This is a genomic window from Streptomyces sp. NPDC006283 (genome assembly GCF_040613325.1).
In the GTDB taxonomy this organism is placed as follows: Bacteria; Actinomycetota; Actinomycetes; order Streptomycetales; family Streptomycetaceae; genus Streptomyces.
Window position 1 is genome coordinate 21,692 of record NZ_JBEXRZ010000047.1, and the last position, 19,908, is coordinate 41,599.

Sequence of the window (19,908 nt, forward strand, 5' to 3'; positions counted from 1 at the left end):
TCCGACGGACGCCCGGTCTGCGCCGCAGACCGGGCGTTTGTCGTGCCCCGAGTACACGTCCGCGGTTCAGTCCGCCGGTGTCGTCAGCTCCACCTCGAGCACCTGGTCCGAACCGTCGGGCTTGCCGCCGTTGCGGTCGGTGTTCGTCGTGGACACCCACAGGACGTTCTTGCCGGGAACCTTCTCGACGGTGCGCAGCCGGCCGTACGTGCCCTTGAAGTACGCCACCGGGGTGCCCGCCTCCGTGCCGTCGACGGGGATGCGCCACAGCCGCCTGCCGCGCATCGCGGCCATGTACAGATTGCCGTCGGCGTAGGCGAGTCCGCTCGGCGACGCTTCCGCGACCGGCCAGTGCGCCTTGGGGCCGGTCATCCCCTCGGTGTCGCATGGCCCTTCGCAGGTGGGCCATCCGTAGTTCTTGCCGGGTTCGATGAGATTCAGCTCGTCGCTGGTGTCCGCGCCGATCTCGGACGCCCACAGGCGGCCCTGCGCGTCCCATGCCAGGCCCTCGGGGTTGCGGTGGCCCAGCGAGTAGACGTGGGTGCCGAAGGGGTTGCCGGGCGCGGGCTCGCCCTCGGCTGTCATCCGCAGGATCTTCCCGTTGAGGGAGTCCTTGTCCTGAGCGAGTGGCCGCTGGTTGCTGTCCCCCGTCGCGGCGTACAGGTAGCCGTCGGGGCCGAACTTCAGACGTCCGCCGTTGTGGATGCGGTTCTTCCTGATCCCGGTGAGCAGCGTGGTGTACCCGCCCAGAGTGGAACCGTCGTACGTCATCCGCGCGACCCGGTTGTCCGTCCCGGTCGTGTGCAGGATGTAGAGGTAGTGGTCCTCGTCCCAGTTCGGTGACACCGCGATGCCCAGCACGCCGTCCTCGGCCCCGGTGGTCGCCGAGTCGGGGACGCTGCCCACGAGTGTCTTCGCTCCGTCCTGAGTGAGCTTGAAGATCTTGAACGTCTCGCGTTCGCTGATCAGCGCGGATCCGTCCGGCAGCCAGCTCAGCCCCCACGGCGTGGTCCACTCGGTGGAAACCGTCCGAACGTCGCCCGGCTCCGTCTGCACACGGCTGCCGGCCGGGTGTCCACCGTGGGGTGCGGACGGGCCGGCGACGCCGGGGCCGGCGAAGCCCACCAAGAGGCCCGCGACCGTGACCGCGAGGGTGCTCACCGATCGGAGCGACGGTTTTCTCGCAGGGTTCCGGCGAGTCGGAAGAGTGGACACGGGCATCCTCCAGGAAGGCTCGGCGATGATCACCGGGAGCGTAGGCCCGCGCCATGTGACGGGGCGTCAGACCGCTCCGGCGGGTCACCCGGTCGGCCCGCCCCCGGTTGCCCTACATCAGGTGCCTGCCGATGCTGCGGTGGGGGACGCCACCGTCATCCGAAAGGCAGGACAACCCATGACGGCCACACCCGAGGACATGACGACCGGCCCCGAGCGGGCAACGCGCGGCGAAGCCACCACGTACATCGAGGAAGAGGCCTGGCGCCGGCCCGAGTACGTGGTCGTGGAGACCGCACTCGAAGTCACTGCCTACTCCCTGGCCACCCGCTAGCGTCGCCAAGGACATGCTGCTCAAGGTGCTGGGCACCGCAGCAGGCGGCGGCGTACCGCAGTGGAACTGTGCCTGCCGGGAATGCGCGGGCGCACGGACGCACCCCCGGCGACGCCGCCGCCACGCCGCACTCGCCGTGGAGGCGGCCGAGGGCCGCTGGTATCTGGTCAACGCGACACCGGACATCGGCGACCAGATCGAGGACTGTCCCGAACTGCACCCCGGCCCCGGCCGGCGCCGCACACCGGTGGCCGGAGTGGTGCTGACCGATGCAGAGCTCGACCACACGCTCGGCATCGCCCGGCTGCGGGAAGCCGAACGACTGGAGGTGGTCGCGACCGCCGCCGTACGCGGAGCGCTGCAAGGCCGCCGGCAACTGGACTCCCTCCTCGCCCCCTACACCGAACTGACCTGGCGCGACCTCCCGACAAAGGGCCGGGCCCAGCCACTCGCCACGGGCTCCGCGATTCACATCAGCGCCGTTCCCCTCACCGCCAAACGACCCCGCTACGCCGCGGCGGACCCGGCAGGAACCGACGACCCGTGCGACTGGGTGACGGCCCTGAGGCTCACCGACCGCGCCACCGGCCGGACCGCCGTCTACGCACCCGCGCTCGGCGCGTGGCCGCAGGCGCTGGAGGAGGCCGTCGCCGAGGCGGACTGCGTCCTCCTCGACGGCACCTTCTGGGACGACGACGAGCCCCGGCGCGCGAACTTCTCGACCCGCGGCGCGACGGCCATGGGCCATCTGCCGATCGACGGGCCGAAGGGCACGGCACGGCGACTCGCCTCCCTGCCCGCGCGCCGCCTGTACACGCACCTCAACAACACCAACCCGCTGATCGACCCCGCCGCGCCCCAGCACAAGGCCTTGGCCCGGCTGGGCATCGAAGTGGCCGCCGACGGAATGGAGATCGTGCTGTGACCGTCGTGGAAGTGGAGACGGAACGGCCCTGGAGCCGTTCGGAGTTCGAGGAGCGGCTGCGGGCAGTGGCCGAGCAGCGCTACCACGACCGCCATCCCTTCAACGTGCGCATGCACGAGGGAACGCTGAGCCCCGCCGAAGTACGGCGCTGGATCACCAACCGCTTCCATTACCAGCAGCACATCCCGGTCAAGGACGCACTGATCACCGCGAAGCTGGGGACGCCGGAACTGCGGCGCATGTGGATCCGCCGCATAGAGGATCACGACGGACGCGAGGGCGACGAAGGCGGCATCGAGAGGTGGCTGCGGCTCGGCGAGGCGGCCGGTCTGGACCGGGCGGGTCTGCTGTCCGGCAACGGCGTGCTGGCCGGGGTCCGCCTCGCGGTCGAGGGCTACGTCAACTTCTGCCGGCTGCGGTCGGCGCCGGAAGCCGTCGCCGCCTCGCTCACCGAACTGTCCGCGCCGGACCTCATGCGGCGCCGCGTCGATGCCTTCGAACGGCACTACCCGTGGATCGACGCCGAGGGGCTCGCCTACTTCCGGACGCGCGTCAGCCAGGGCCGGCGGGACAGCGGCGAGGCGATGGACCTGGTGCTGCGCTGGGCGTCTGACCGGGCCGGGCAGGAGCGGGCCGTCGCGGCACTCGCGTTCAAATGTGACGTGCTCTGGACGCTGCTCGACGCCGTGGACCACGCGGGTGCGGAGGATCTGCGATGACGGCAGCCCCGGCCCAGCAGGGAGAGCCGCGCTGGTGCCCGGTACTCGCCCCTGCCGTCGTGCTGCGACACGACCGGGTGCGCGGCACCGACCTGCTGGTGATGCCCGAACGTGTGGTGGTGCTCCAAGGGCGCGCCGGCGACATACTGCGGCTGTGCGACGGCGGGCGCGAGGTCCGTGGGATCGTCGACGTCCTGCAAAACCGCTTCCCCGAAGGGCCGGTGGCCACCGACGTTCCCGCGTTCCTGCGGCGGCTGCGTGACGAGGGCTGGCTGCGGTGACCGGTGTGCCGCCCCCGTGGGCCCTGCTCGCCGAGCTGACCCACGCCTGCCCGCTGCGCTGCCCGTACTGCTCCAATCCGCTGGAGCTGACCAGACGATCCCGTGAACTGTCGACGGTCCAGTGGCAGGACGTCATGCGGCAGGCGGGGGACCTGGGAGTCGTGCAGACACACCTGTCCGGCGGGGAGCCGCTGCTGCGACCCGATCTGGAGGTGATCGTCCGCGCCGCGGAGGCGGCCGGCATCCACACCCAGCTGGTCACCAGCGGGCTGGGCCTCGACGAGGCGCGGTTGGCGGCACTCGTGGAAGCGGGGCTGCGCAGCGTCCAGCTGTCCGTCCAGCACGCCGACCCTGCGGCCTCCGAACGTATCGCGGGGCGCCGCTCGTTCGAGGCGAAGGAACGGGCCGCGGCGCTGGTGCGGGCGGCAGGACTGCCGCTCGGCGTCAACGTCGTTCTTCACCGCGACAACCTCGATGCCATCGACGCCGTCGTGGAACTGGCGCTGTCCTGGGGCGCGGACCGTATCGAACTGGCCAACACCCAGTTCTACGGCTGGGCCCTGCGCAACCGGGCGGCGCTCATGCCGAGTCGTGCCCAGCTGACTCGCGCCTCGGAGGCGGTGCGGCGGTGGCGTGAGCGACTGGACGGGCGCACCGCGCTGGTATGGGTCGTTCCCGACCACGTCGAGGGTGTCGCGAAGCCGTGCATGGGGGGCTGGGGCGCCGTATCTCTCACCGTCACGCCCGACGGGACCGTGCTGCCCTGCCCGGCGGCGGCGACGCTGCCCGGCCTCGACCCTCCGCATGTCGGCGACCGGTCCCTCGCCTGGATCTGGGAACACTCCACCGCCTTCAACCGGTACCGGGGCACGAATTGGATGGGTGAACCGTGTCGCGCCTGTCCGCGGCGCGACGAGGACTTCGGCGGCTGCCGTTGTCAGGCGTACGCGATCACCGGCGATGCCGCCCGCACCGACCCCGCCTGCCGGCTGTCACCGGACCACGGGCTCATCCAGGCCGCCGCCCTGGCCGACGGGGAAGCCGCAGGCCTCGTGTACCGGGGGCCAGGATCGCTGCGCGGCCGATCGGGGCCGGAGGCGGAAAGGACCAGGGCCTGACCTCTGTGCGAAGGTCAGGCCCTGATCGTCGAACGCGGAGTACGGGACCGTACCGACTCCGCGCCCGGGCTGTGCAGTTGATACCGCCCGACGGTGCGAGGCTGGCGCGACAGGACGTTCGCGCCGCCGGGCGGGGTCTTGGTGGGGTCGCCCGGAAGGAATCCGGTGACCGGAAGGGGACCGCGGCGGGACGATTGGCTGTGCCGGGCCCGTACTTCAGGTCTGAACGGAACCGGAACGCCTTCACCACCGCACTGGCATCGCACGACCGCCGCGGTCCTCACTTCCGCCCGCCCGGAGGACCACCCCTCATCCGGGTCCGCCGAGCGGGCGCACGCCCCGGGGCCGACGTTCCGTCAGCCCCCGGGCGCAGCCTTGTCTCAGTCCTCGCGCAGGGCGCGGACCGCCTCCTCCACGCGCTTGCCGTACTCGGGGTCGGCGGAGTGGAAGTGGGCCAGGTTCTTCTCGATCACGTCGTCGCGCGTGACCTGGGACAGGCCGCCCGCGATGTTCGCGATCAGTCGGCCCTTCTCGTCCTCCGACATCAGGCGGTACAGCTCACCGGCCTGGAAGAAGTCGTCGTCCTTGACGTGGGCCGGCGCGGGATGGGTGCCGACCCAGCCGGTGACGGCGAGCGGCGCGGAGAGCGCGGCGTCGGTCTGGGCGGGACCCGAGTGGGAGTTGGGCTCGTAGTTCTTGTCGTGGCGCGAGCCGTTGCGGGTGGCCATCAGGCCGTCCCGGCCGTAGTTGTCGGCAGCGCCCCCACGAACGGCCTTCGGCGCGTTCACCGGCAGCTGGGTGTGGTTCACGCCGAGACGGTAGCGGTGGGCGTCGGCGTAGGCGAACAGGCGGCCCTGAAGCATCTTGTCCGGCGACGGGCCGATGCCCGGGACGAAGTTGTTCGGGGAGAACGCGGCCTGCTCGACCTCGGCGAACACGTTGTCCGGGTTGCGGTCCAGCACCAGTCGGCCGACCCGCTGGAGCGGGTAGTCCTCGTGCGGCCACACCTTGGTGAGGTCGAACGGGTTGAAGCGGTAGTCGGCCGCTTCCGCCGCGGGCATGATCTGGACGTACAGGGTCCAGGACGGGTTCACGCCGCGCTCGATGGCCTGCAGCAGGTCCGTCTGGTGCGAGTTGGCGTCCTGGCCGACCAGTTCCGCGGCCTGCTCGGACGACAGGGAGCGCACACCCTGGTTCGTCTTGAAGTGGTACTTCACGAAGAAGGCCTCGCCCGCCTCGTTGGTCCACTGGTAGGTGTGGGAGCCGTAGCCGTTCATGTGCCGGTACGAGGCCGGGATGCCGCGGTCGCCCATCAGCCAGGTGATCTGGTGCGTAGCCTCGGGGGCGTGCGCCCAGAAGTCCCAGACGTTGTCCGGCTCCTGCTTGCCCGTGAACGGGTCGCGCTTCTGGGAGTGGATGAAGTCGGGGAACTTGATGGGGTCCTTGATGAAGAACACCGGGGTGTTGTTGCCGACGAGGTCGTAGTTGCCCTCTTCGGTGTAGAACTTCACCGCGAAGCCGCGGGGGTCGCGGACCGCGTCCGCGCCGCCGAGCGAGTCGGCGACGGTGGAGAAGCGCAGGAACGTCTCGGTCCGCCTGCCGACCTCGGAGAGGAAGTCGGCCTTGGTGTACCCGGTGACGTCGTCGGTCACTTCGAAGTACCCGTACGCGCCGGAGCCACGGGCGTGCACGACGCGCTCCGGGATGCGCTCACGGTTGAAGCGCGCGAGCTTCTCCAGCAGGTGCTGGTCCTGAAGGAGGATGGGGCCACCGACGCCGGCGGTGGCGGAGTTCTGATTGTCGGCGACGGGGGCGCCGGACTCGGTCGTAAGCACGCGCTTCGACATCGTGACCTTCCGTACGGGAGCTGCACTGGGTGACGGTTCGTGGAGCGTAAATACGAGCCGAACGAAACGTCAACAGTTTGTTGAAAATGAAGAGTGGTGTTCCGGCCGGTGCCGGTGCCTGGGCGCGACAGGACAGGTGTCAGCACCGGCACCGACCGGGGTCTATGGGGTCGTGGTCAGCCTGGGCAGGTTGCTGCCCGGTGGGGGCCGGCCACGAGGTGGGCGGCTCGGCGTGGGCCGGTCATGGCCCGGGGTGGACCGGGACCCGTCAGACCTGCCCGCCCGAGAGACGCTCGACCGAGCGCAGCAGCGCCGAGTGGTCCAGGCCGCCGTCGCCCTGAGCGCGCAGCGAGGCGACCAGCTGGGCGACGACCGCGCCGACGGGCAGCGCGGCGCCGACGTTGCGGGCGGCATCGGTGACGATGCCCATGTCCTTGTGGTGCAGGTCGATCCGGAAGCCGGGCTTGAAGTCCCGGTTCAGGAAGTTGTCCTTCTTGCGGGTCAGTACGGTCGAGCCGGCCAGACCGCCGTTGAGGACGTCGAGCGCGGCGTGAAGGTTCACGCCGGACTTCTCCAGGAAGACCACGGCCTCCGCGCACGCCTGGATGTTGACCGCGACGATCAGCTGGTTGGCGGCCTTGACCGTCTGGCCGGAGCCGTGCGGGCCGCAGAGCACGATGGTCTTGCCGAGGGCCTCGAGGATCGGCTTCGCGGTGTCGAAGTCCGCCTGCTCGCCACCGACCATGATCGAGAGCACGGCCTCGATCGCGCCGGCCTCGCCGCCGGACACGGGAGCGTCGAGCACGCGGATGCCCTTGTCGGCGGCGTTCTTCGCCAGGTCGACGGAGGTCTGCGGGGTGATCGACGACATGTCGATCAGCAGCGCGCCCTGCTTGGCGTTCTCGAGGATGCCGTCGGGGCCGTAGGCGATGGCCTCGACCTGCGGGGAGGCGGGGACCATGGTGATGACGACGTCGGCGTCCTTGACGGCCTCCGCGATCGAGCCGGCCGCGGTGCCGCCGGCGGCGGCGAGGCGGTCCAGCTTGTCCTGCTCCAGGGTGAAGCCGGTGACGGAGTAGCCGGCCTTCAGCAGGTTCTCGGACATGGGGGAACCCATGATGCCGAGTCCGATCCACGCGACCTTGGGGAGAGTGCTCATGGTGAGGGTGCCTTCCTAAAAGCTTTGGTGCGTCAGCTGGTCAGGGGATCGACCGGTCAGCGGGCCGCGCGGGCCTCGGCCGGCAGCCAGTCGAAGGAGTCCGCGCTCGGGCGGTCGCCGGCCTTGTACTCCAGGCCGACCCAGCCCTCGTAACCGGCCTTCTTCAGCTCGTCGAGGAGCTGCTCCAGTGCGAGCGAGCCGGTGCCCGGCGCGCCGCGGCCCGGGTTGTCGGCGATCTGGACGTGACCGGTCTTGTCGGCGTATGCCTCGATGACCCGGGAGACGTCCTCGCCGTTCATGGACAGGTGGTAGATGTCCAGGAGGAACTTGGCGTTGCCGAGGCCGGTCGCCGCGTTGACCTTGTCGACGACCTCGATCGCGGCAGGGGCGCTCACCAGCGGGTAGAGCGGCGACTCCGGCTTGTTCAGGGTCTCGACCAGCAGGATCGCGCCGACGCGGTCGGCCGCGCGGGCCGCGAGCACCAGGTTCTCGAGGGCGAGGGTGTCCTGGATCTGCGGGGCCACGCCGTCCACGCGGTTGCCGTAGAGGGCGTTGAGCGCCTTGCAGCCCACGGACGCGGCGAAGTCGGCCGCCACCTCGATGTTGTCGCGGAAGCGGTCGGACTCCGCGCCCGGCACGGAGAGCGCGCCGCGGTCGGGGCCGGGCAGCTGCCCGGCGTAGAAGTTCAGGCCCACCAGCTGGGTGCCGGCGTCGTCGAGCGCCTTCTTGAGCGCGTCGAGCTCCGCCTGCGGCGGGGTGGGGGTCTCGATCCACGGCCACCACAGCTCGACCGCGGTGAAGCCGGCCGCGGCGGCGGCCGCCGGGCGCTCCAGCAGCGGGAGTTCCGCGAAGAGGATCGAGAGGTTCACGTCGAAGCGGTGGTCGCTGTATCCCATGGGGTGTGCGCCCCTTCCGTATTGCGGAAGTCTCTTTCTGTCTGACGGAATAATCGCATGGGCGGGGTGAGGGCTGTCAAGAGCGGCCACAAAAAAGCGCCCCCCGAGCGGGCCGGCGAAAGGCGGGTGGGGCCTTTCGTCGTCCCAGCTCGGGGGGCGTGCGGGGGGATCGGGGGGGTCCCCCCGCGCCTCGGGGTGGTCCCTCAGAGCGCGTCGACGGCGCTCACCTTCCAGCCGCCGGACGTACGCGTCATCGTCATCCGGACCCGGTTCAGGTCGACCCGCGAACCGGTGACCTGCGTACTGGTGGTGACCTGGTTGACGAACAGCAGCACCACGGCCCGGTCGGGGGACACGGACACCACCGAAGCGGCGGGCGCACCACCGTTCGGGGGTGCGACCACGCTCGCCTTGACGACGCCGCGGTACTTCTTCGCGGTGGGCCCCACCACCTTGCTCGTGGTCCTGGCGTACTCCTCCTCGAAGGCACCGGTCAGATGGCCGCGGGCCGCGGCGAAGTCCTTGGCAAGACTGCGGTGGTCGTACGACAGCACCACCGGCGCCGCCTTTTGCGCCGCCGCGACCGCCTGCGCCCGGGCCGCGTCGGTGTGCCGCCCCTCGGCGTACTCGCGCCCCAGCACGCCCAGCGCGGTCAGGCCGAGAACCAACAGGACGGCGAGGAAGGCGCAGAGCCGCACCCGGCGCCGGCGACGATCCGGCAGGAGCGCCGCAACCTCCTCCGCCAGCACGACAGGCCCCACATGCTGGTTCTCGTCCCGGCGGGCCTGTGACGCGTCGTCGGGGGCCTCGAGCCGCCGGGGAGCCGGGCCGTGCGGCGTGTCGAGCACGGCGGAACCGCCCGGGCCCGGCCGGACGCGGTCCGACCGCTTGGCGGCCGCACGCGCGGCCGCCGACATGGCGCGGCGGCCTGGAGAAGTGGAGCCACGGCCCCGGATGGTCGGGTTCGCCACGATCTTGCTCCTCACTGCTGCTGGTACGGGTGTGCGCTCGGGTGTGCCGCCCGCCGGGTCAGCCGACGAACTCGACATCGGATGTCAGCCAACGGCCCTTCTCGAGCACGAGGTCGAGTTGCAGCCGGTAGGTGCGGGACTGCCCCTTTGGCGCGGCCTTGTTCGTCACCTTGCTGTCGGCGACGACCAGCACCCGTGCCGAGCGCTCGTCGGCCCGCGCTATGCCCGCCTCGAGCACCTGCCCCTCGGAGACGGACCTGTTGGCGGCGACCAGCCTGGTCAACTCGCCGGTCTGCGCGGCGAACTGCCTCTTGAAGTCTCCGGTCGCGCCCTTCAGCACGTTCGAGCTGTCCCTGTCGTAGTGCCGGTAGTCCAGCGACGTGAAGTTCAGTGCGGACTGCCGGGCGGCAGCCAGGATGTCCTGGTGGCGACGGACCTCCGCCCGCTGTTCGTACACCTGGAGACACAGCAGGCCGCCGAGTGCCGTCACGGCGACGGCCGCCACGGCCAGCGTCACAGCCACTGCCCTGCCGCGCCCCGCCGCGGTGGCGAGCCCGCCGCCGAGCCGCCGCAGCAGAATTGCCGGGCGGGTGAGGACACCACCCGCGCTCATGCCATCGGTCCCACGAGCAGCCATTGCCACGAGTCCTTTCCGAACGTGCTCTGTTCTCCGCCCGTCGAGCCGATCTCGAGGAGCGTGCCGCCCGGCCCGGCGAGGGTGCCTGTCTCCGGGTCGTACGGGGTGACGTGTGCCGCCTGCCGCGCGCCGCCGGACCCCTTGGGGCCCGGCGCGTTCTGGGCGCCACGCACGGACGTACCGCTGCCACGCGGCTCGGTGCAGCGCGCCGCGCTGTTGGCGGGCCGCTCCGAGGTGTCCGCGGGGTCGCGCCGCTGGGTGCCGTAACCCGCGCGGCACGGCGGCGGGTCGTCGGCGTTCACGACCATGCCGAAGTGGGTCGTGCCGTCGCCGGGGATCACGGTGTAGCTGCCGGCGACGATCACCGGGAACGTCACCAGCGCCTGCTCCACACCGGGCAGGCGGGCCACGGTGACCTGGCCCCCGCTGATCAGATTGGAGAGCAGCACCGGCAGATGCGTCTCGTTGGACTTCAGCAGCGAGTCGACCTCCTGCGCCGCCGGGGCGGTGTTGCCGACCAGCCGCCTCAGATCACCGTCGCGGGCCTTCAGTTCGGCGGTCAGCGCGGCCAGGTCGCGGGAGAACGACTTGATCGCCGATCCCTTGTCGCTCTGGGTCTTCAGCACCACCCGCGAGTCCTCGATGAGCGAGGTCGTCTCGGGAAGGTGCTCGGAGGCCGACTCGACCAGCAGGTTGCCGGAGTCCACCAGCCTGCTCAGATGCGGCCCGGTGCCGGCGAACGCTTTGCCGAGCTCGTCGACCGTGACCCGCAGATCGTCCTTGCCGACCGAGTCGACCAGCCGGTCGAGGCTGAGGACGAGCGCCGTCGTGGGCAGCGGGGCCCTGGTGTCGACGCGCGGGATCCTGCTGCCCTCGTGCAGATACGGGCCGCCGGAGCGGCGCGGCTGGAGGTCGACGTACTGCTCGCCGACCGCGGAACGGTTCGCCACCACGGCCAGTGTGTCCGCCGGAATCCGGGTCCCGTCCTCGATGTCCAGCGCCACGAAGACGCCGTCCGTGCCGGCGAGCCGCAGCTCACCGACCCGGCCCACCGGAACGCCACGGTAGGTGACCTCGGCGCCCTGAAAGATGCCCCCGGAGTCGGCGAAGTCGGCCCGCACGGTGTACCCGCGGTCCAGCAGGCTGTCCACCAGGCCGGTGTAGCGGGCGCCGACGTACGAGCACCCCACCGCGGTGACCGCGGCGAAGGCGATCAGCTGGGCCCTGACCGTACGTGTGATCACGGCTGCATTCCCTTCAGCATCAGCTCGGCCAGTGACAGGTCGATCCCCGCGGGCAGCCGGCGTCCGTCGCCGTCCCTGTAGGCGACCTGGCTGCCGGCGCACACCGGCGGGCACAGGGGTCCGTCGCCGCCGGGGGGCGGGGGAGCGCCCGGCGTCGGCGCGCCGGGAACCGAAGGGGGCGCGGTCGGCAGCGGCGCTTGTGGCAGGCCGGGCACCTCGGGCAGGTCGGGCGTGCCGGGAACCTCCGGCAGCTCGGGCTGTCGCGGGGTGCCGGGCTTCTTCGGTTCCTCCGCGAGGTTGCCGTAGATGCTCGCGAGGTCCAGATCCGCGGTGATCTTGAGGTTGACGTAGTCGCCCTTGATCGCGCCGGTCACGTTCCGGGGGAACGGATAGGTCGTCAGGAGCTCCAGCGAGTTGGGGAGATCGCTGCCGGCCTTGTTCAGCTGCTCCAGGATCGGCTGCAGGCTCTTGAGGTTGGCCACCGTGTCCGCACGGGAGGTGGTGATCACCTTGGTGCCCGTCTTCCCGAGATCCGAGAGCGAGGTCAGCATCGCCGTCAGATTGCGGCGCTGGTCGGCCAGGACCTTCAGCGCGCCGGGCACCGTGTCCACGGCCTGAGCGATCGTCTTCTCCTCCGTGGCCAGCCGCTTCGCCAGCCGGTCGATGCCCTTGAGCGCCCGGACGATCTCCTTGCGCTGCTTGTCGAGCCCGCCGATGAACGTGTCCAGCTCGCCGAGCAGGTCCTTGACCCGGTTCTCCCGGCCCTCCAGCGCCTTGTTCAACTCCACGGTGATCGTCTTGAGCTGAGCCACGCCACCACCGTTGAGCAGCGCCGACAGGGCGGAGAGCACCTCCTCGATCTCGGGGTTGCGCCCGGTGCGCGACAGCGGGATCCGTGCGCCGTCGGTGAGCCGTCCGCGGGCCGCGCCGTCCGACGGCGCCATCAGCGCCACGTACTTCTCGCCGAGCATGCTGGTCTGCCGCAGCTCCGCGACCGCGTTGCCCGGCAGCTTCACGTCGTCCCCGATCCGCAGCCGTACCCGGGCGTGCCAGCCGACCAGCTCCACCTTCTCGACCGCGCCCACGGTGACGTTGTTGACCTTCACAGCCGACTGCGGGACGAGGTCGAGGACGTCCCTGAAGTCGGCCGTCACGTGGTAGGCGTTGCCGTCGGCGGCCGCGCCGCCCGGCAGGCTCACGTCGTACAGGCCGTTGAAGTCGCAGCCGGTGAGCATCATGGAGCTCATGGCGGTCGCCAGGGCCACGGCCCTGCGCGTGCGGGGTGCACTCATGCGCGTGCCTCCAGGATTCCGCCGAGCGTCCGGTCGACCTGGCCGGTGCCCGACAGGGGTGCCGCGCCCGGCACCTTGGGCAGCGCGTCGAACAGCTTCCGCAGTTCCGCGCAGTCGGGGTTCTTGCCCCCGGCGTCGCCGGTGGTCTTCAGCAGCGAACAGAGCAGCGTCGCCGGGTCCTGCGGACGGTCGGGGTTGTTACGGGTGTCGAGGGTGCCGGACGAGGGGTTGTAGGCGTTCTGGAGGTTCGACAGGCCGGTGGGCGCGACCTCCAGCAGCTCCGCCAGCGCCGCCCGCTGGGTGACCAGCACCTTGGTGACCTTGCTGAGCCCTCTCACGTCCTCGGTCAGCGCCTTCTTGTTGTTCTTCACGAACTTCGAAACGTCCCCGAGCGCCACCCCCAGGTGCTTGAGTGCCGCCGCGAGGTCCTTGCGTTCCCCGGCGAGCTGATCGGCGACCGCGGCGAGACTGTCGTTGAACGACCGCACGCTCTTGTCGTCGGCGGCGAGCGCCGCGGTGAACACCTGCAGATTGCGCACGGTGCCGAACAGGTCCTGCCGGCCGTCGGACAGCGTGGTGACCGCGAGGGACAGATCCTCCACCGTCCGGTGCATCTGTTCGCCCTGGCCGTCGAGGTTGTCGGCGCTCACTCCCAGCAGCCGCGAGAGCGAGCCGTCCTTGTTGGCGCCCTTCGGACCGAGTGCCTCGGCCGTCGTGTGCAGGCTGTCGAAGACCCGGTCCAGCTCCACCGGCACGGCCGTGCGGCTCTGAGGGATCACCGCGCCGTCGCGCATCACGGGCCCGCCGCGGTAGACCGGCAGCATCTGCACGTAACGGTCGCTGACCACGGAGGAGTTGATGATGGCGGCCTGGGCCTCGGCCGGAATCCTGCGCCCGGGTTCGTACTCGAGCTCCACGCGCACCCGGCCGCCCTCCGGGACGATACCGGTGACCTCGCCGACGCGTACGCCGAGCACCCGCACGTCGGAACCCGGGTAGATGCCCACCGTGCGTGGGAAGTACGCGGTGACGCGGACCGGTTCCTCGCGCGGCCACAGCGCGACCGTGACGCAGACCAGCAGCGCCGCGGTGACCGCGGCGGCCGTCAGCCGGGCCGTACGGCCCTTCGGGTTGAAGCGGATGCGGCCCTTCATCGTGAGCCTCCTGTCCGGGGGACCACCGGAGCGGCGACCAGGTTCTGGATGTAGCTGTCGAACCAGCGGCCGTTGCCGAGGGTGTTGGTGAAGACCCGTACGTACGGGGCGAGCAGGGCGACGCTGCGGTCGAGACTGGCCTGATTGCGCTCCAGCATCCGCACCACCTGGTTCAGCCCCGCGAGCGCCGGGCCCATCTCCTTCTCGTTGTCCTTGACGAGGCCGGACAGCTGGATGCCGAGTGCCGCCGAGCTCTTGAGCAGCGCGTGGATCGCCGCACGCCGCCGGGTCATCTCCTTGAAGAGCGCGTCGCCGTCCTTCACCAGGGTGGTGAACTCACCGGAGCGTTCCGCGAGCACCTTGGTGACCGCGTCGGCGTGCTTCAGCAGCTCGCGCAGGTCCTGGTCGCGCGAAGCGACCGTCCTCGAGATGGCCGACAGGCCCTTGATCGAGGCGCGTACCTCCTCCGGCGAGTCCTCGAAGGTCGTCGAGATGGTGTCCAGGGCCTTCGCCAGTCGGTCGGTGTCGACCCTCTCGCTGGTGGTCGTCAGATCACTGAAGGCCTGGACGACGTCGTAGGCGGGGGTCGTGCGCTCCAGCGGGATCTCGCTGCCGGGCCGCAGCTGCCCGGATCCCTTCGGCTGCAGAGCCAGGTACTTCGCGCCCAGAATCGTCTTGATCCGGATGGCCGCGCCGGTCCTCGTGCCGAACTGCGGGTCGCCCTTGACGCGGAACACGACCTTCACATGGTCACCGTCGAGGTCGACCTCGTCGACCTTGCCGACCTTCACCCCGGCGATGCGCACCTCGTCGCCGGGCCTCAGCCCGCCGGCCTCGGAGAAGGCCGCGCTGTAGGTGTCGCCGTTGCCGATCACCGGCAGGCTGTCGGCGTTGAACGCGGCTGCCGTCAGCAGCGCGAGCGTGGTGAGGCCGACCGCGCCGGTCATCACCGGGTTCCTGTCGCGGAACGGGCCGAGCCTCGGCAGGAGACGTAGCTTCATCCGCCGCACCTCGCCCGTGCCACGTGCAGCTCCGGAGTGATCACCTCTCGGGTCTTCGGCAGCACGATCCGGCCGTCGAAGTCACAGAGGTAGAAGTTGAACCAGGAACCGTACGAGGCGGTTCCGGTCAGCTTGTCGAGCTTGTTCGGCAGCCGCTTCAGCACGCCCTCCACGGTCTTCTCGTTGTCGTTCAGCGTCTTGGTGAGATCGGTCAGCTCGGCGATGTCGTCCTTCAGCGGCGGCCTGGCGTCCTCGAGCAGACCGGAGGTCGCCTCGGTCAGCGAGCCGATGTTCTCGAGCGAGGAGCCGATCGGCTTGCGGTCGGCGGACAGGCCGGAGATCAGCCGTTGCAACTGCTTGAGCAGCCCGGAGAACCGTGCGCCGCGTCTGTCGAGGGTCTGCAGCGTGGTGTTGAGGTTCTCGATCACCGAGCCGATCAGCTCGTCCCGGTCGGCGAGGGTCGTGGTCAGGGACGCGGTGTGCGTGAGCAGACTGCTGACCGTTCCGCCTTCGCCCTGCAGTGTCTTGATGATCTCGGTGGCGAGCTGGTTGACGTCCTTCGGGCTGAGCGCGGCGAACAGCGGCTTGAAGCCGCCCAGCAGCGCGTTGAGGTCCAGGGCGGGCTGGGTCCGTGCCAGCGGAATCGTCCCGCCCGGCTTCAGCCTCGTCCCGTCGCCCGCGCCCTCGGTGAGCGCAACATAGCGCTGGCCGACCAGGCTGCGGTAGCGGATGACCGCACCGGTGCTGGTCATGAGCGGCCGGTCGTGGGAGACGGTGAAGGTCACCTCCGCCAGCGTCCGGTCCTGGATGCGGCCCCCCTTGATCCTGATGTCCTCGACCTCGCCGACCCGCACGCCCGCGACGCGGATGTCGTCGCCCTCCTCCAGGCTGGTGACATCGCTGAACACCGCGCGGTAGGTGTGCTCCGGGGTGAAGGAGATGTTGACGATCGTCGCCGCGAGCAGCGTCGTCGCCAGGATCGTCACCACGGCGAAGAGAAGGAACTTGACCAGCGGTGCCGCGGTCGCGGTGGCTCGTGACGCCTTCATGCCACACTCACCGCCGTCCCGCGCGCCATGGGTCCGAACAGCAGCGTCGCCACCGCGGGCACCCGGTCGGCGGGCACCCCGAGGACCGGTGCGACCAGCGAGCCGACGGCCCGCTGCTCGGCCGCCGTCGAGGAGACCGGGCCGGCCCCGGGCGGGCCGCCGGCCGCCACGACGTCCTGCGTACCGTCGTCGAGCTTGGTGTGTCCCGCCGGCACGGGAGGGTTGGGGATGCTTCGGCAGTTCGGGCCGGAGCGCTCGGCATAGCGCGGTTCCTCACCAGGTCGGTACGCGGGTCGCGGAGAGACGAATTCGAGGGTGATACGCATCTCGCCGCCCGCGAACGCCTTCTCGGACTCCCGGCTCTGGCGCTCCAGTCCGTCCAGAAGACACGGGTACTCGGGCGAGTAGCGGGCGAACAGATCGAGAGTCGGGCGCGAGACTCGGCCCAGGGTGATCAGCCGCTCCCCGTTGTCGTCGAAGAACTTCTCCGCCGAGCCCGCGACCTTCGCCGTTCCGGTCAGGGCGGCGGCCAGCTGGTCGCGCTTCTCCACGATCGTTCGGCTCGTGGTGACGGAGTTGCGCAGGATGTTCATCAGGTCGGGTGCCGCGTCCCCGTAGACCTCGGCGACGTCGGCGAAGCGGGAGATGTCCTCCTGCAAGGAGGGCATGTGGGGGTTGAGCTCGCGCAGATAGCGCTCCAGCCTGACCAGGTTGTCGCCGATGCGGTCCCCGCGTCCTTCCAGCGCGGTGGAGAACGCGTGCAGTGTGGCGTTGAGGTCCGCGGGCCGCACGGTGCGCAGCAGCGGGAGCAGGTCGTTCATCAGGTGCTGCACCTCGATGCCGGCCCTGGTGCGGTCCTGGGTGATCACGTCACCGGCCCGGATGTGCCTGCCGGACGAGCCGGGCGGCGCCACCAGGTCGACGAACTTCTCACCGAACAGCGTCTTCGGCAGCAGCCGCGCCCGCACATCGGCCGGGATCCGTTCGACGTGCTCCGGCTTCAGGGCGATGTCGAGCGTCGCCTTCTCCCCGTCGGCCCACACCTCGCGCACCTCACCGACGAGCAGTCCGCGCAGCTTCACGTCGGCCCGCGGGTCGAGCTGGTTGCCGAGGGTGCCGGCCTCGAGCGTGATACGTACGACCGGCGTGAACACCTGCTGGTACGCGGCCACGGAGAGCGACAGCAGCGATGCGATGACGGCGAGGAACACGATGCCGTACAGCCGCAGCCTGCCACCGCGCGCCGCGGTGCCTGATTCGATGCCCATCGGCCCCTACCCCGCTATCCGTACGGTCGTGTTGGCGCCCCAGATCGCCAGGCTGAGGAAGAAGTCGAGGATGTTGATCGCCACGATCGAGGTCCGCACCGCACGCCCGACCGCGACGCCGACACCGGCCGGGCCGCCGCTCGCGTAGTAGCCGTAGTAGCAGTGCACCAGGATGATCACGACGGCGAACACGATCACCTTGCCGAAGGACCACAGCACGTCGACCGGCGGCAGATACTGCTGGAAGTAGTGGTCGTAGGTGCCGGTGGACTGCCCGTAGTAGCCGGTGGTGATCGTCCGGGCGGCGAAGTACGAGGACAGCAGGCCGACCACGTACAGCGGGATCACGGCGACGAACCCGGCGATCATCCGCGTCGTCACCAGGAACGGCAGCGACGGGACGCCCATCACCTCCAGCGCGTCGGTCTCCTCGCTGATCCGCATCGCGCCCAGCTGCGCGGTGAACCCGGCCCCGACCGTCGCCGACAGTGCCAGACCCGCCACCAGCGGGGCGATCTCACGGGTGTTGAAGTAGGCCGACAGGAACGCGACGAAGTTCGACGTGCCGAGCTGGTTGAGCGCCGCGTAGCCCTGAAGGCCCACCTCGGTGCCGGTGAAGAACGACAGGAACGCGATCACCCCGACGGTGCCGCCGACGACGGCCAGCGCGCCACGGCCGAAACTCACCTCCGCGAGCAGTCGCAGGATCTCCTTCTTGTAGCGGCGCAGGGTGCGGCCGGTCCAGGCCAGCGAACGGCCGTAGAAGGACAGCTGCCTGCCCAACTCCTCCAGCTGCGGCGGCAGCACACGGTTCAACAGCGGCATCGCTCAGCCCCTCTGCGGAACGATCTGGAAATACACGGCGGTCATCACGAAGTTCGTCACGAACAGCAACATGAAGGTGATGACCACCGACTGGTTCACCGCGTCGCCGACGCCCTTCGGGCCGCCCTTCGCGGTCAGCCCCTTGTACGAGGCGACGATCGCGGCGATCGCCCCGAAGACGAGTGCCTTGAGCTCCGCCGCCCACAGGTCGGAGAGCTGGGCGAGCGTCGTGAACGAGGCGAGATACGCGCCGGGAGTGCCGTTCTGCAGGACCACGTTGAAGAAGTAGCCGCCGGCCACGCCGACCACCGACACCAGTCCGTTGAGCAGCACCGCCACCAGCATCGTGGCCAGCACCCTCGGCACGACCAGCCGGTGGATCGGGTCGATGCCGAGCACCTGCATCGCGTCGATCTCCTCGCGGATCTTGCGCGCGCCGAGGTCCGCGCAGATCGCCGTGCCGCCCGCACCCGCGATCAGCAACGCTGTCACGATCGGCGACGCCTCCCGCAAAACCGCGAGGACCGACGCCGCGCCCGAGAACGACTGGGCGCCGAGCTGCCGGGTGAGACTGCCGATCTGCAGGGCGATGACCGCGCCGAACGGGATCGACACCAGTGCGGTCGGCAGGATCGTCACACTCGCCACGAACCAGGCCTGCTGGATGAACTCCCGTATCTGGAAGGGCCGTTTGGGGACCGTGCGCAGGACGTCGAGCCCCATGGCGAACAGGCTGCCCGAATGCCGCAGCGCCCCGGTGGGTGACAGGCTCATGCGCCGCCCGCCCTTCCGCGCACCGCGGCCCGCACCTGCCGCAGCGCCTCGCGCTCGGCGATCGCCTCCCAGCGGGGCGGTCGGTCGATGCCCTTCGTCGGCAGCAGCCGAGGCGTCAGCTCCGGGATCCCGGGCGCGGCGTCGTCGCCCTCGGCCAGCTGCTCCAGCTCCTGCTCGACCTGGGCGGCGTCCTTCTCCTCCGCCATGCCGATCGGCCCCTGCATCCGCCCGTTCAGGAACTGCCGCACCACCGGCTCCTCGCTCGTCAGCAGCTGCTCACGCGGCCCGAACATCACCAGCTCACGCCGGAACAGCAGCCCGATGTTGTCCGGCACCTGGCGGGCGGAGGCGATGTCGTGCGTGACGATGAGGAACGTCGCGTCGATCTGCGCGTTGAGGTCGACGATGAGCTGGTTCAGATAGGCGACGCGTACGGGGTCGAGCCCCGAGTCCGGCTCGTCGAACAGGATGATCTCCGGATCGAGGACGAGGGCGCGGGCGAGACCGGCACGCTTTCGCATGCCGCCGGATATCTCGCCCGGCAGCTTGTCCTCTGCGCCGAGCAGACCGACCATGTCCATCTTCTCGAGCACGATCCGCCGGATCTCGCTCTCCGGCTTGCGGGTGTGCTCGCGCAGCGGGAAGGCGATGTTGTCGTAGAGATTCATCGACCCGAACAGCGCGCCGTCCTGGAACAGCACGCCGAACAGCTTCCGCACCTCGTACAGCTCGTGCTCCCGCAGGGTGGTGATGTCCTGGCCGGCGATCCGGATCGACCCGCGCTCGGGTCGCAGCAGCCCGACGAGCGTCTTGAGGAACACTGACTTGCCGGTCCCGGAGGGCCCCAGCATCACGGAGACCTCCCCGGCGGGCAGGGTCAGGGAGACGTCCTGCCAGATGACCTGGTGCCCGAAGGACTTGGTGAGCCCTTCCACACAGATCTCGACACCCATCCGGTACACCCTTCAGCCGTGGAGCGGTCCGACATCTGCTCTACGGGGAGGGAAGGGGGGTCCGTCGCTGCGGGGGAAAGATTTTTTCGGGGCGGGGTCGGCGGAGGCCCATGGGGCACGCCGCCAGTCGTAGGGGGAGTGCCCCCGGACGGGCTGATTTCGCTCCGCGAAATCCAGCCTCGCCGACGCTGAGGCGCGGGGCTCGGGGCAGCGCCCCGACAACCCGGCCACGCCCACAACCCGGCC

Annotated in this window: 20 protein-coding genes; 5 read left to right on the top strand and 15 right to left on the bottom strand. The window is 70.2% G+C overall.

The features are described 5' to 3' along the window. Positions 1 to 66: 66 nt before the first annotated feature. Positions 67 to 1,161, bottom strand: coding sequence for a PQQ-dependent sugar dehydrogenase (locus ABZ070_RS12985; protein WP_356632987.1), 1,095 nt, complete (start codon positions 1,159 to 1,161; stop codon positions 67 to 69). A gap of 232 nt (positions 1,162 to 1,393) precedes the next feature. Between ABZ070_RS12985 and pqqA the strand changes: the two genes are divergently transcribed. The 5 genes from pqqA to pqqE are packed head-to-tail and all read left to right on the top strand — an operon-like array spanning position 1,394 to position 4,592. Further along, a complete protein-coding gene (gene pqqA / locus ABZ070_RS12990) occupies positions 1,394 to 1,549 on the top strand; it encodes a pyrroloquinoline quinone precursor peptide PqqA (RefSeq protein ID WP_356632989.1) in 156 nt (51 codons plus the stop codon). A 13-nt stretch (positions 1,550 to 1,562) separates the two neighbouring features. Beyond that, on the top strand, positions 1,563 to 2,474 hold the full coding sequence (gene pqqB / locus ABZ070_RS12995; RefSeq protein ID WP_356632991.1) for a pyrroloquinoline quinone biosynthesis protein PqqB: 912 nt from the start codon (positions 1,563 to 1,565) through the stop codon (positions 2,472 to 2,474). Continuing rightward, positions 2,471 to 3,193: a pyrroloquinoline-quinone synthase PqqC gene (gene pqqC / locus ABZ070_RS13000; protein WP_356632993.1), complete on the top strand. Its 723-nt coding sequence runs from the start codon at positions 2,471 to 2,473 to the stop codon at positions 3,191 to 3,193. The genes pqqB and pqqC overlap by 4 nt, the downstream gene beginning before the upstream one ends. Then, positions 3,190 to 3,474, top strand: a complete 285-nt coding sequence (gene pqqD / locus ABZ070_RS13005) for a pyrroloquinoline quinone biosynthesis peptide chaperone PqqD (RefSeq protein ID WP_356632995.1) — start codon at positions 3,190 to 3,192, stop codon at positions 3,472 to 3,474. The genes pqqC and pqqD overlap by 4 nt, the downstream gene beginning before the upstream one ends. Then, complete coding sequence (gene pqqE / locus ABZ070_RS13010; RefSeq protein WP_356632997.1) at positions 3,471 to 4,592, top strand: pyrroloquinoline quinone biosynthesis protein PqqE; 1,122 nt, start codon at positions 3,471 to 3,473, stop codon at positions 4,590 to 4,592. Before pqqD ends, pqqE begins: the two co-directional genes overlap by 4 nt. 380 nt (positions 4,593 to 4,972) lie before the next feature. Here pqqE and ABZ070_RS13015 read toward each other — a convergent pair whose 3' ends face one another. From ABZ070_RS13015 to ABZ070_RS13080, 14 genes are all read right to left on the bottom strand, one after another. Then, a complete protein-coding gene (locus ABZ070_RS13015) occupies positions 4,973 to 6,439 on the bottom strand; it encodes a catalase (protein WP_356632999.1) in 1,467 nt (488 codons plus the stop codon). Positions 6,440 to 6,707: 268 nt separating this feature from the next. Beyond that, a complete protein-coding gene (locus tag ABZ070_RS13020) occupies positions 6,708 to 7,598 on the bottom strand; it encodes a 2-hydroxy-3-oxopropionate reductase (RefSeq protein ID WP_356633001.1) in 891 nt (296 codons plus the stop codon). Positions 7,599 to 7,654: 56 nt separating this feature from the next. Next, the gene (locus ABZ070_RS13025) at positions 7,655 to 8,494 is read right to left on the bottom strand and encodes a TIM barrel protein (RefSeq protein WP_356633003.1); all 840 of its coding nucleotides are present in this window, start codon (positions 8,492 to 8,494) and stop codon (positions 7,655 to 7,657) included. Positions 8,495 to 8,697: 203 nt separating this feature from the next. Further along, positions 8,698 to 9,465, bottom strand: a complete 768-nt coding sequence (locus ABZ070_RS13030) for a hypothetical protein (protein WP_356633005.1) — start codon at positions 9,463 to 9,465, stop codon at positions 8,698 to 8,700. Between the two features lie 58 nt (positions 9,466 to 9,523). Continuing rightward, positions 9,524 to 10,078 carry a hypothetical protein gene (locus tag ABZ070_RS13035; protein WP_356633007.1) on the bottom strand — a complete coding sequence of 185 codons (555 nt, stop codon included), beginning with the start codon at positions 10,076 to 10,078 and terminating at the stop codon, positions 9,524 to 9,526. Continuing rightward, on the bottom strand, positions 10,075 to 11,346 hold the full coding sequence (locus ABZ070_RS13040) for an MlaD family protein (protein ID WP_356633009.1): 1,272 nt from the start codon (positions 11,344 to 11,346) through the stop codon (positions 10,075 to 10,077). Before ABZ070_RS13040 ends, ABZ070_RS13035 begins: the two co-directional genes overlap by 4 nt. After that, positions 11,343 to 12,638, bottom strand: a complete 1,296-nt coding sequence (locus ABZ070_RS13045) for an MCE family protein (RefSeq protein WP_356633011.1) — start codon at positions 12,636 to 12,638, stop codon at positions 11,343 to 11,345. Before ABZ070_RS13045 ends, ABZ070_RS13040 begins: the two co-directional genes overlap by 4 nt. Then, positions 12,635 to 13,792, bottom strand: a complete 1,158-nt coding sequence (locus ABZ070_RS13050) for an MCE family protein (protein ID WP_356633013.1) — start codon at positions 13,790 to 13,792, stop codon at positions 12,635 to 12,637. The genes ABZ070_RS13045 and ABZ070_RS13050 overlap by 4 nt, the downstream gene beginning before the upstream one ends. After that, the gene (locus tag ABZ070_RS13055) at positions 13,789 to 14,793 is read right to left on the bottom strand and encodes an MCE family protein (RefSeq protein WP_356633015.1); all 1,005 of its coding nucleotides are present in this window, start codon (positions 14,791 to 14,793) and stop codon (positions 13,789 to 13,791) included. The genes ABZ070_RS13050 and ABZ070_RS13055 overlap by 4 nt, the downstream gene beginning before the upstream one ends. Continuing rightward, positions 14,790 to 15,842: an MlaD family protein gene (locus ABZ070_RS13060; RefSeq protein WP_356633017.1), complete on the bottom strand. Its 1,053-nt coding sequence runs from the start codon at positions 15,840 to 15,842 to the stop codon at positions 14,790 to 14,792. Before ABZ070_RS13060 ends, ABZ070_RS13055 begins: the two co-directional genes overlap by 4 nt. Next, positions 15,839 to 17,110 (bottom strand): MCE family protein, encoded by a 1,272-nt coding sequence (locus tag ABZ070_RS13065; protein ID WP_356633019.1) that lies wholly within the window; start codon positions 17,108 to 17,110, stop codon positions 15,839 to 15,841. The genes ABZ070_RS13060 and ABZ070_RS13065 overlap by 4 nt, the downstream gene beginning before the upstream one ends. A gap of 6 nt (positions 17,111 to 17,116) precedes the next feature. After that, on the bottom strand, positions 17,117 to 17,935 hold the full coding sequence (locus ABZ070_RS13070) for an ABC transporter permease (RefSeq protein ID WP_356633021.1): 819 nt from the start codon (positions 17,933 to 17,935) through the stop codon (positions 17,117 to 17,119). 3 nt (positions 17,936 to 17,938) lie between these two features. Beyond that, positions 17,939 to 18,709 carry an ABC transporter permease gene (locus ABZ070_RS13075; protein WP_356633023.1) on the bottom strand — a complete coding sequence of 257 codons (771 nt, stop codon included), beginning with the start codon at positions 18,707 to 18,709 and terminating at the stop codon, positions 17,939 to 17,941. Next, positions 18,706 to 19,662 (bottom strand): ABC transporter ATP-binding protein, encoded by a 957-nt coding sequence (locus ABZ070_RS13080; protein WP_356633025.1) that lies wholly within the window; start codon positions 19,660 to 19,662, stop codon positions 18,706 to 18,708. Before ABZ070_RS13080 ends, ABZ070_RS13075 begins: the two co-directional genes overlap by 4 nt. Between the last annotated feature and the right edge of the window lie 246 nt (positions 19,663 to 19,908).

Excerpts from the sequence above, each read along its gene's own strand:
- ABZ070_RS13060 (WP_356633017.1), bottom strand. The coding sequence starts at position 15,842 with ATGAAGGCGTCACGAGCCACCGCGACCGCGGCACCGCTGGTCAAGTTC.
- ABZ070_RS13015 (WP_356632999.1), bottom strand. The coding sequence starts at position 6,439 with ATGTCGAAGCGCGTGCTTACGACCGAGTCCGGCGCCCCCGTCGCCGAC.
- ABZ070_RS13045 (WP_356633011.1), bottom strand. The coding sequence starts at position 12,638 with ATGAGTGCACCCCGCACGCGCAGGGCCGTGGCCCTGGCGACCGCCATG.
- ABZ070_RS13065 (WP_356633019.1), bottom strand. The coding sequence starts at position 17,110 with ATGGGCATCGAATCAGGCACCGCGGCGCGCGGTGGCAGGCTGCGGCTG.
- ABZ070_RS13025 (WP_356633003.1), bottom strand. The coding sequence starts at position 8,494 with ATGGGATACAGCGACCACCGCTTCGACGTGAACCTCTCGATCCTCTTC.
- ABZ070_RS13035 (WP_356633007.1), bottom strand. The coding sequence starts at position 10,078 with ATGAGCGCGGGTGGTGTCCTCACCCGCCCGGCAATTCTGCTGCGGCGG.
- ABZ070_RS13020 (WP_356633001.1), bottom strand. The coding sequence starts at position 7,598 with ATGAGCACTCTCCCCAAGGTCGCGTGGATCGGACTCGGCATCATGGGT.
- ABZ070_RS13050 (WP_356633013.1), bottom strand. The coding sequence starts at position 13,792 with ATGAAGGGCCGCATCCGCTTCAACCCGAAGGGCCGTACGGCCCGGCTG.
- pqqB (WP_356632991.1), top strand. The coding sequence starts at position 1,563 with ATGCTGCTCAAGGTGCTGGGCACCGCAGCAGGCGGCGGCGTACCGCAG.
- pqqD (WP_356632995.1), top strand. The coding sequence starts at position 3,190 with ATGACGGCAGCCCCGGCCCAGCAGGGAGAGCCGCGCTGGTGCCCGGTA.
- ABZ070_RS13080 (WP_356633025.1), bottom strand. The coding sequence starts at position 19,662 with ATGGGTGTCGAGATCTGTGTGGAAGGGCTCACCAAGTCCTTCGGGCAC.
- ABZ070_RS13055 (WP_356633015.1), bottom strand. The coding sequence starts at position 14,793 with ATGAAGCTACGTCTCCTGCCGAGGCTCGGCCCGTTCCGCGACAGGAAC.
- pqqA (WP_356632989.1), top strand. The coding sequence starts at position 1,394 with ATGACGGCCACACCCGAGGACATGACGACCGGCCCCGAGCGGGCAACG.
- ABZ070_RS13075 (WP_356633023.1), bottom strand. The coding sequence starts at position 18,709 with ATGAGCCTGTCACCCACCGGGGCGCTGCGGCATTCGGGCAGCCTGTTC.
- ABZ070_RS13070 (WP_356633021.1), bottom strand. The coding sequence starts at position 17,935 with ATGCCGCTGTTGAACCGTGTGCTGCCGCCGCAGCTGGAGGAGTTGGGC.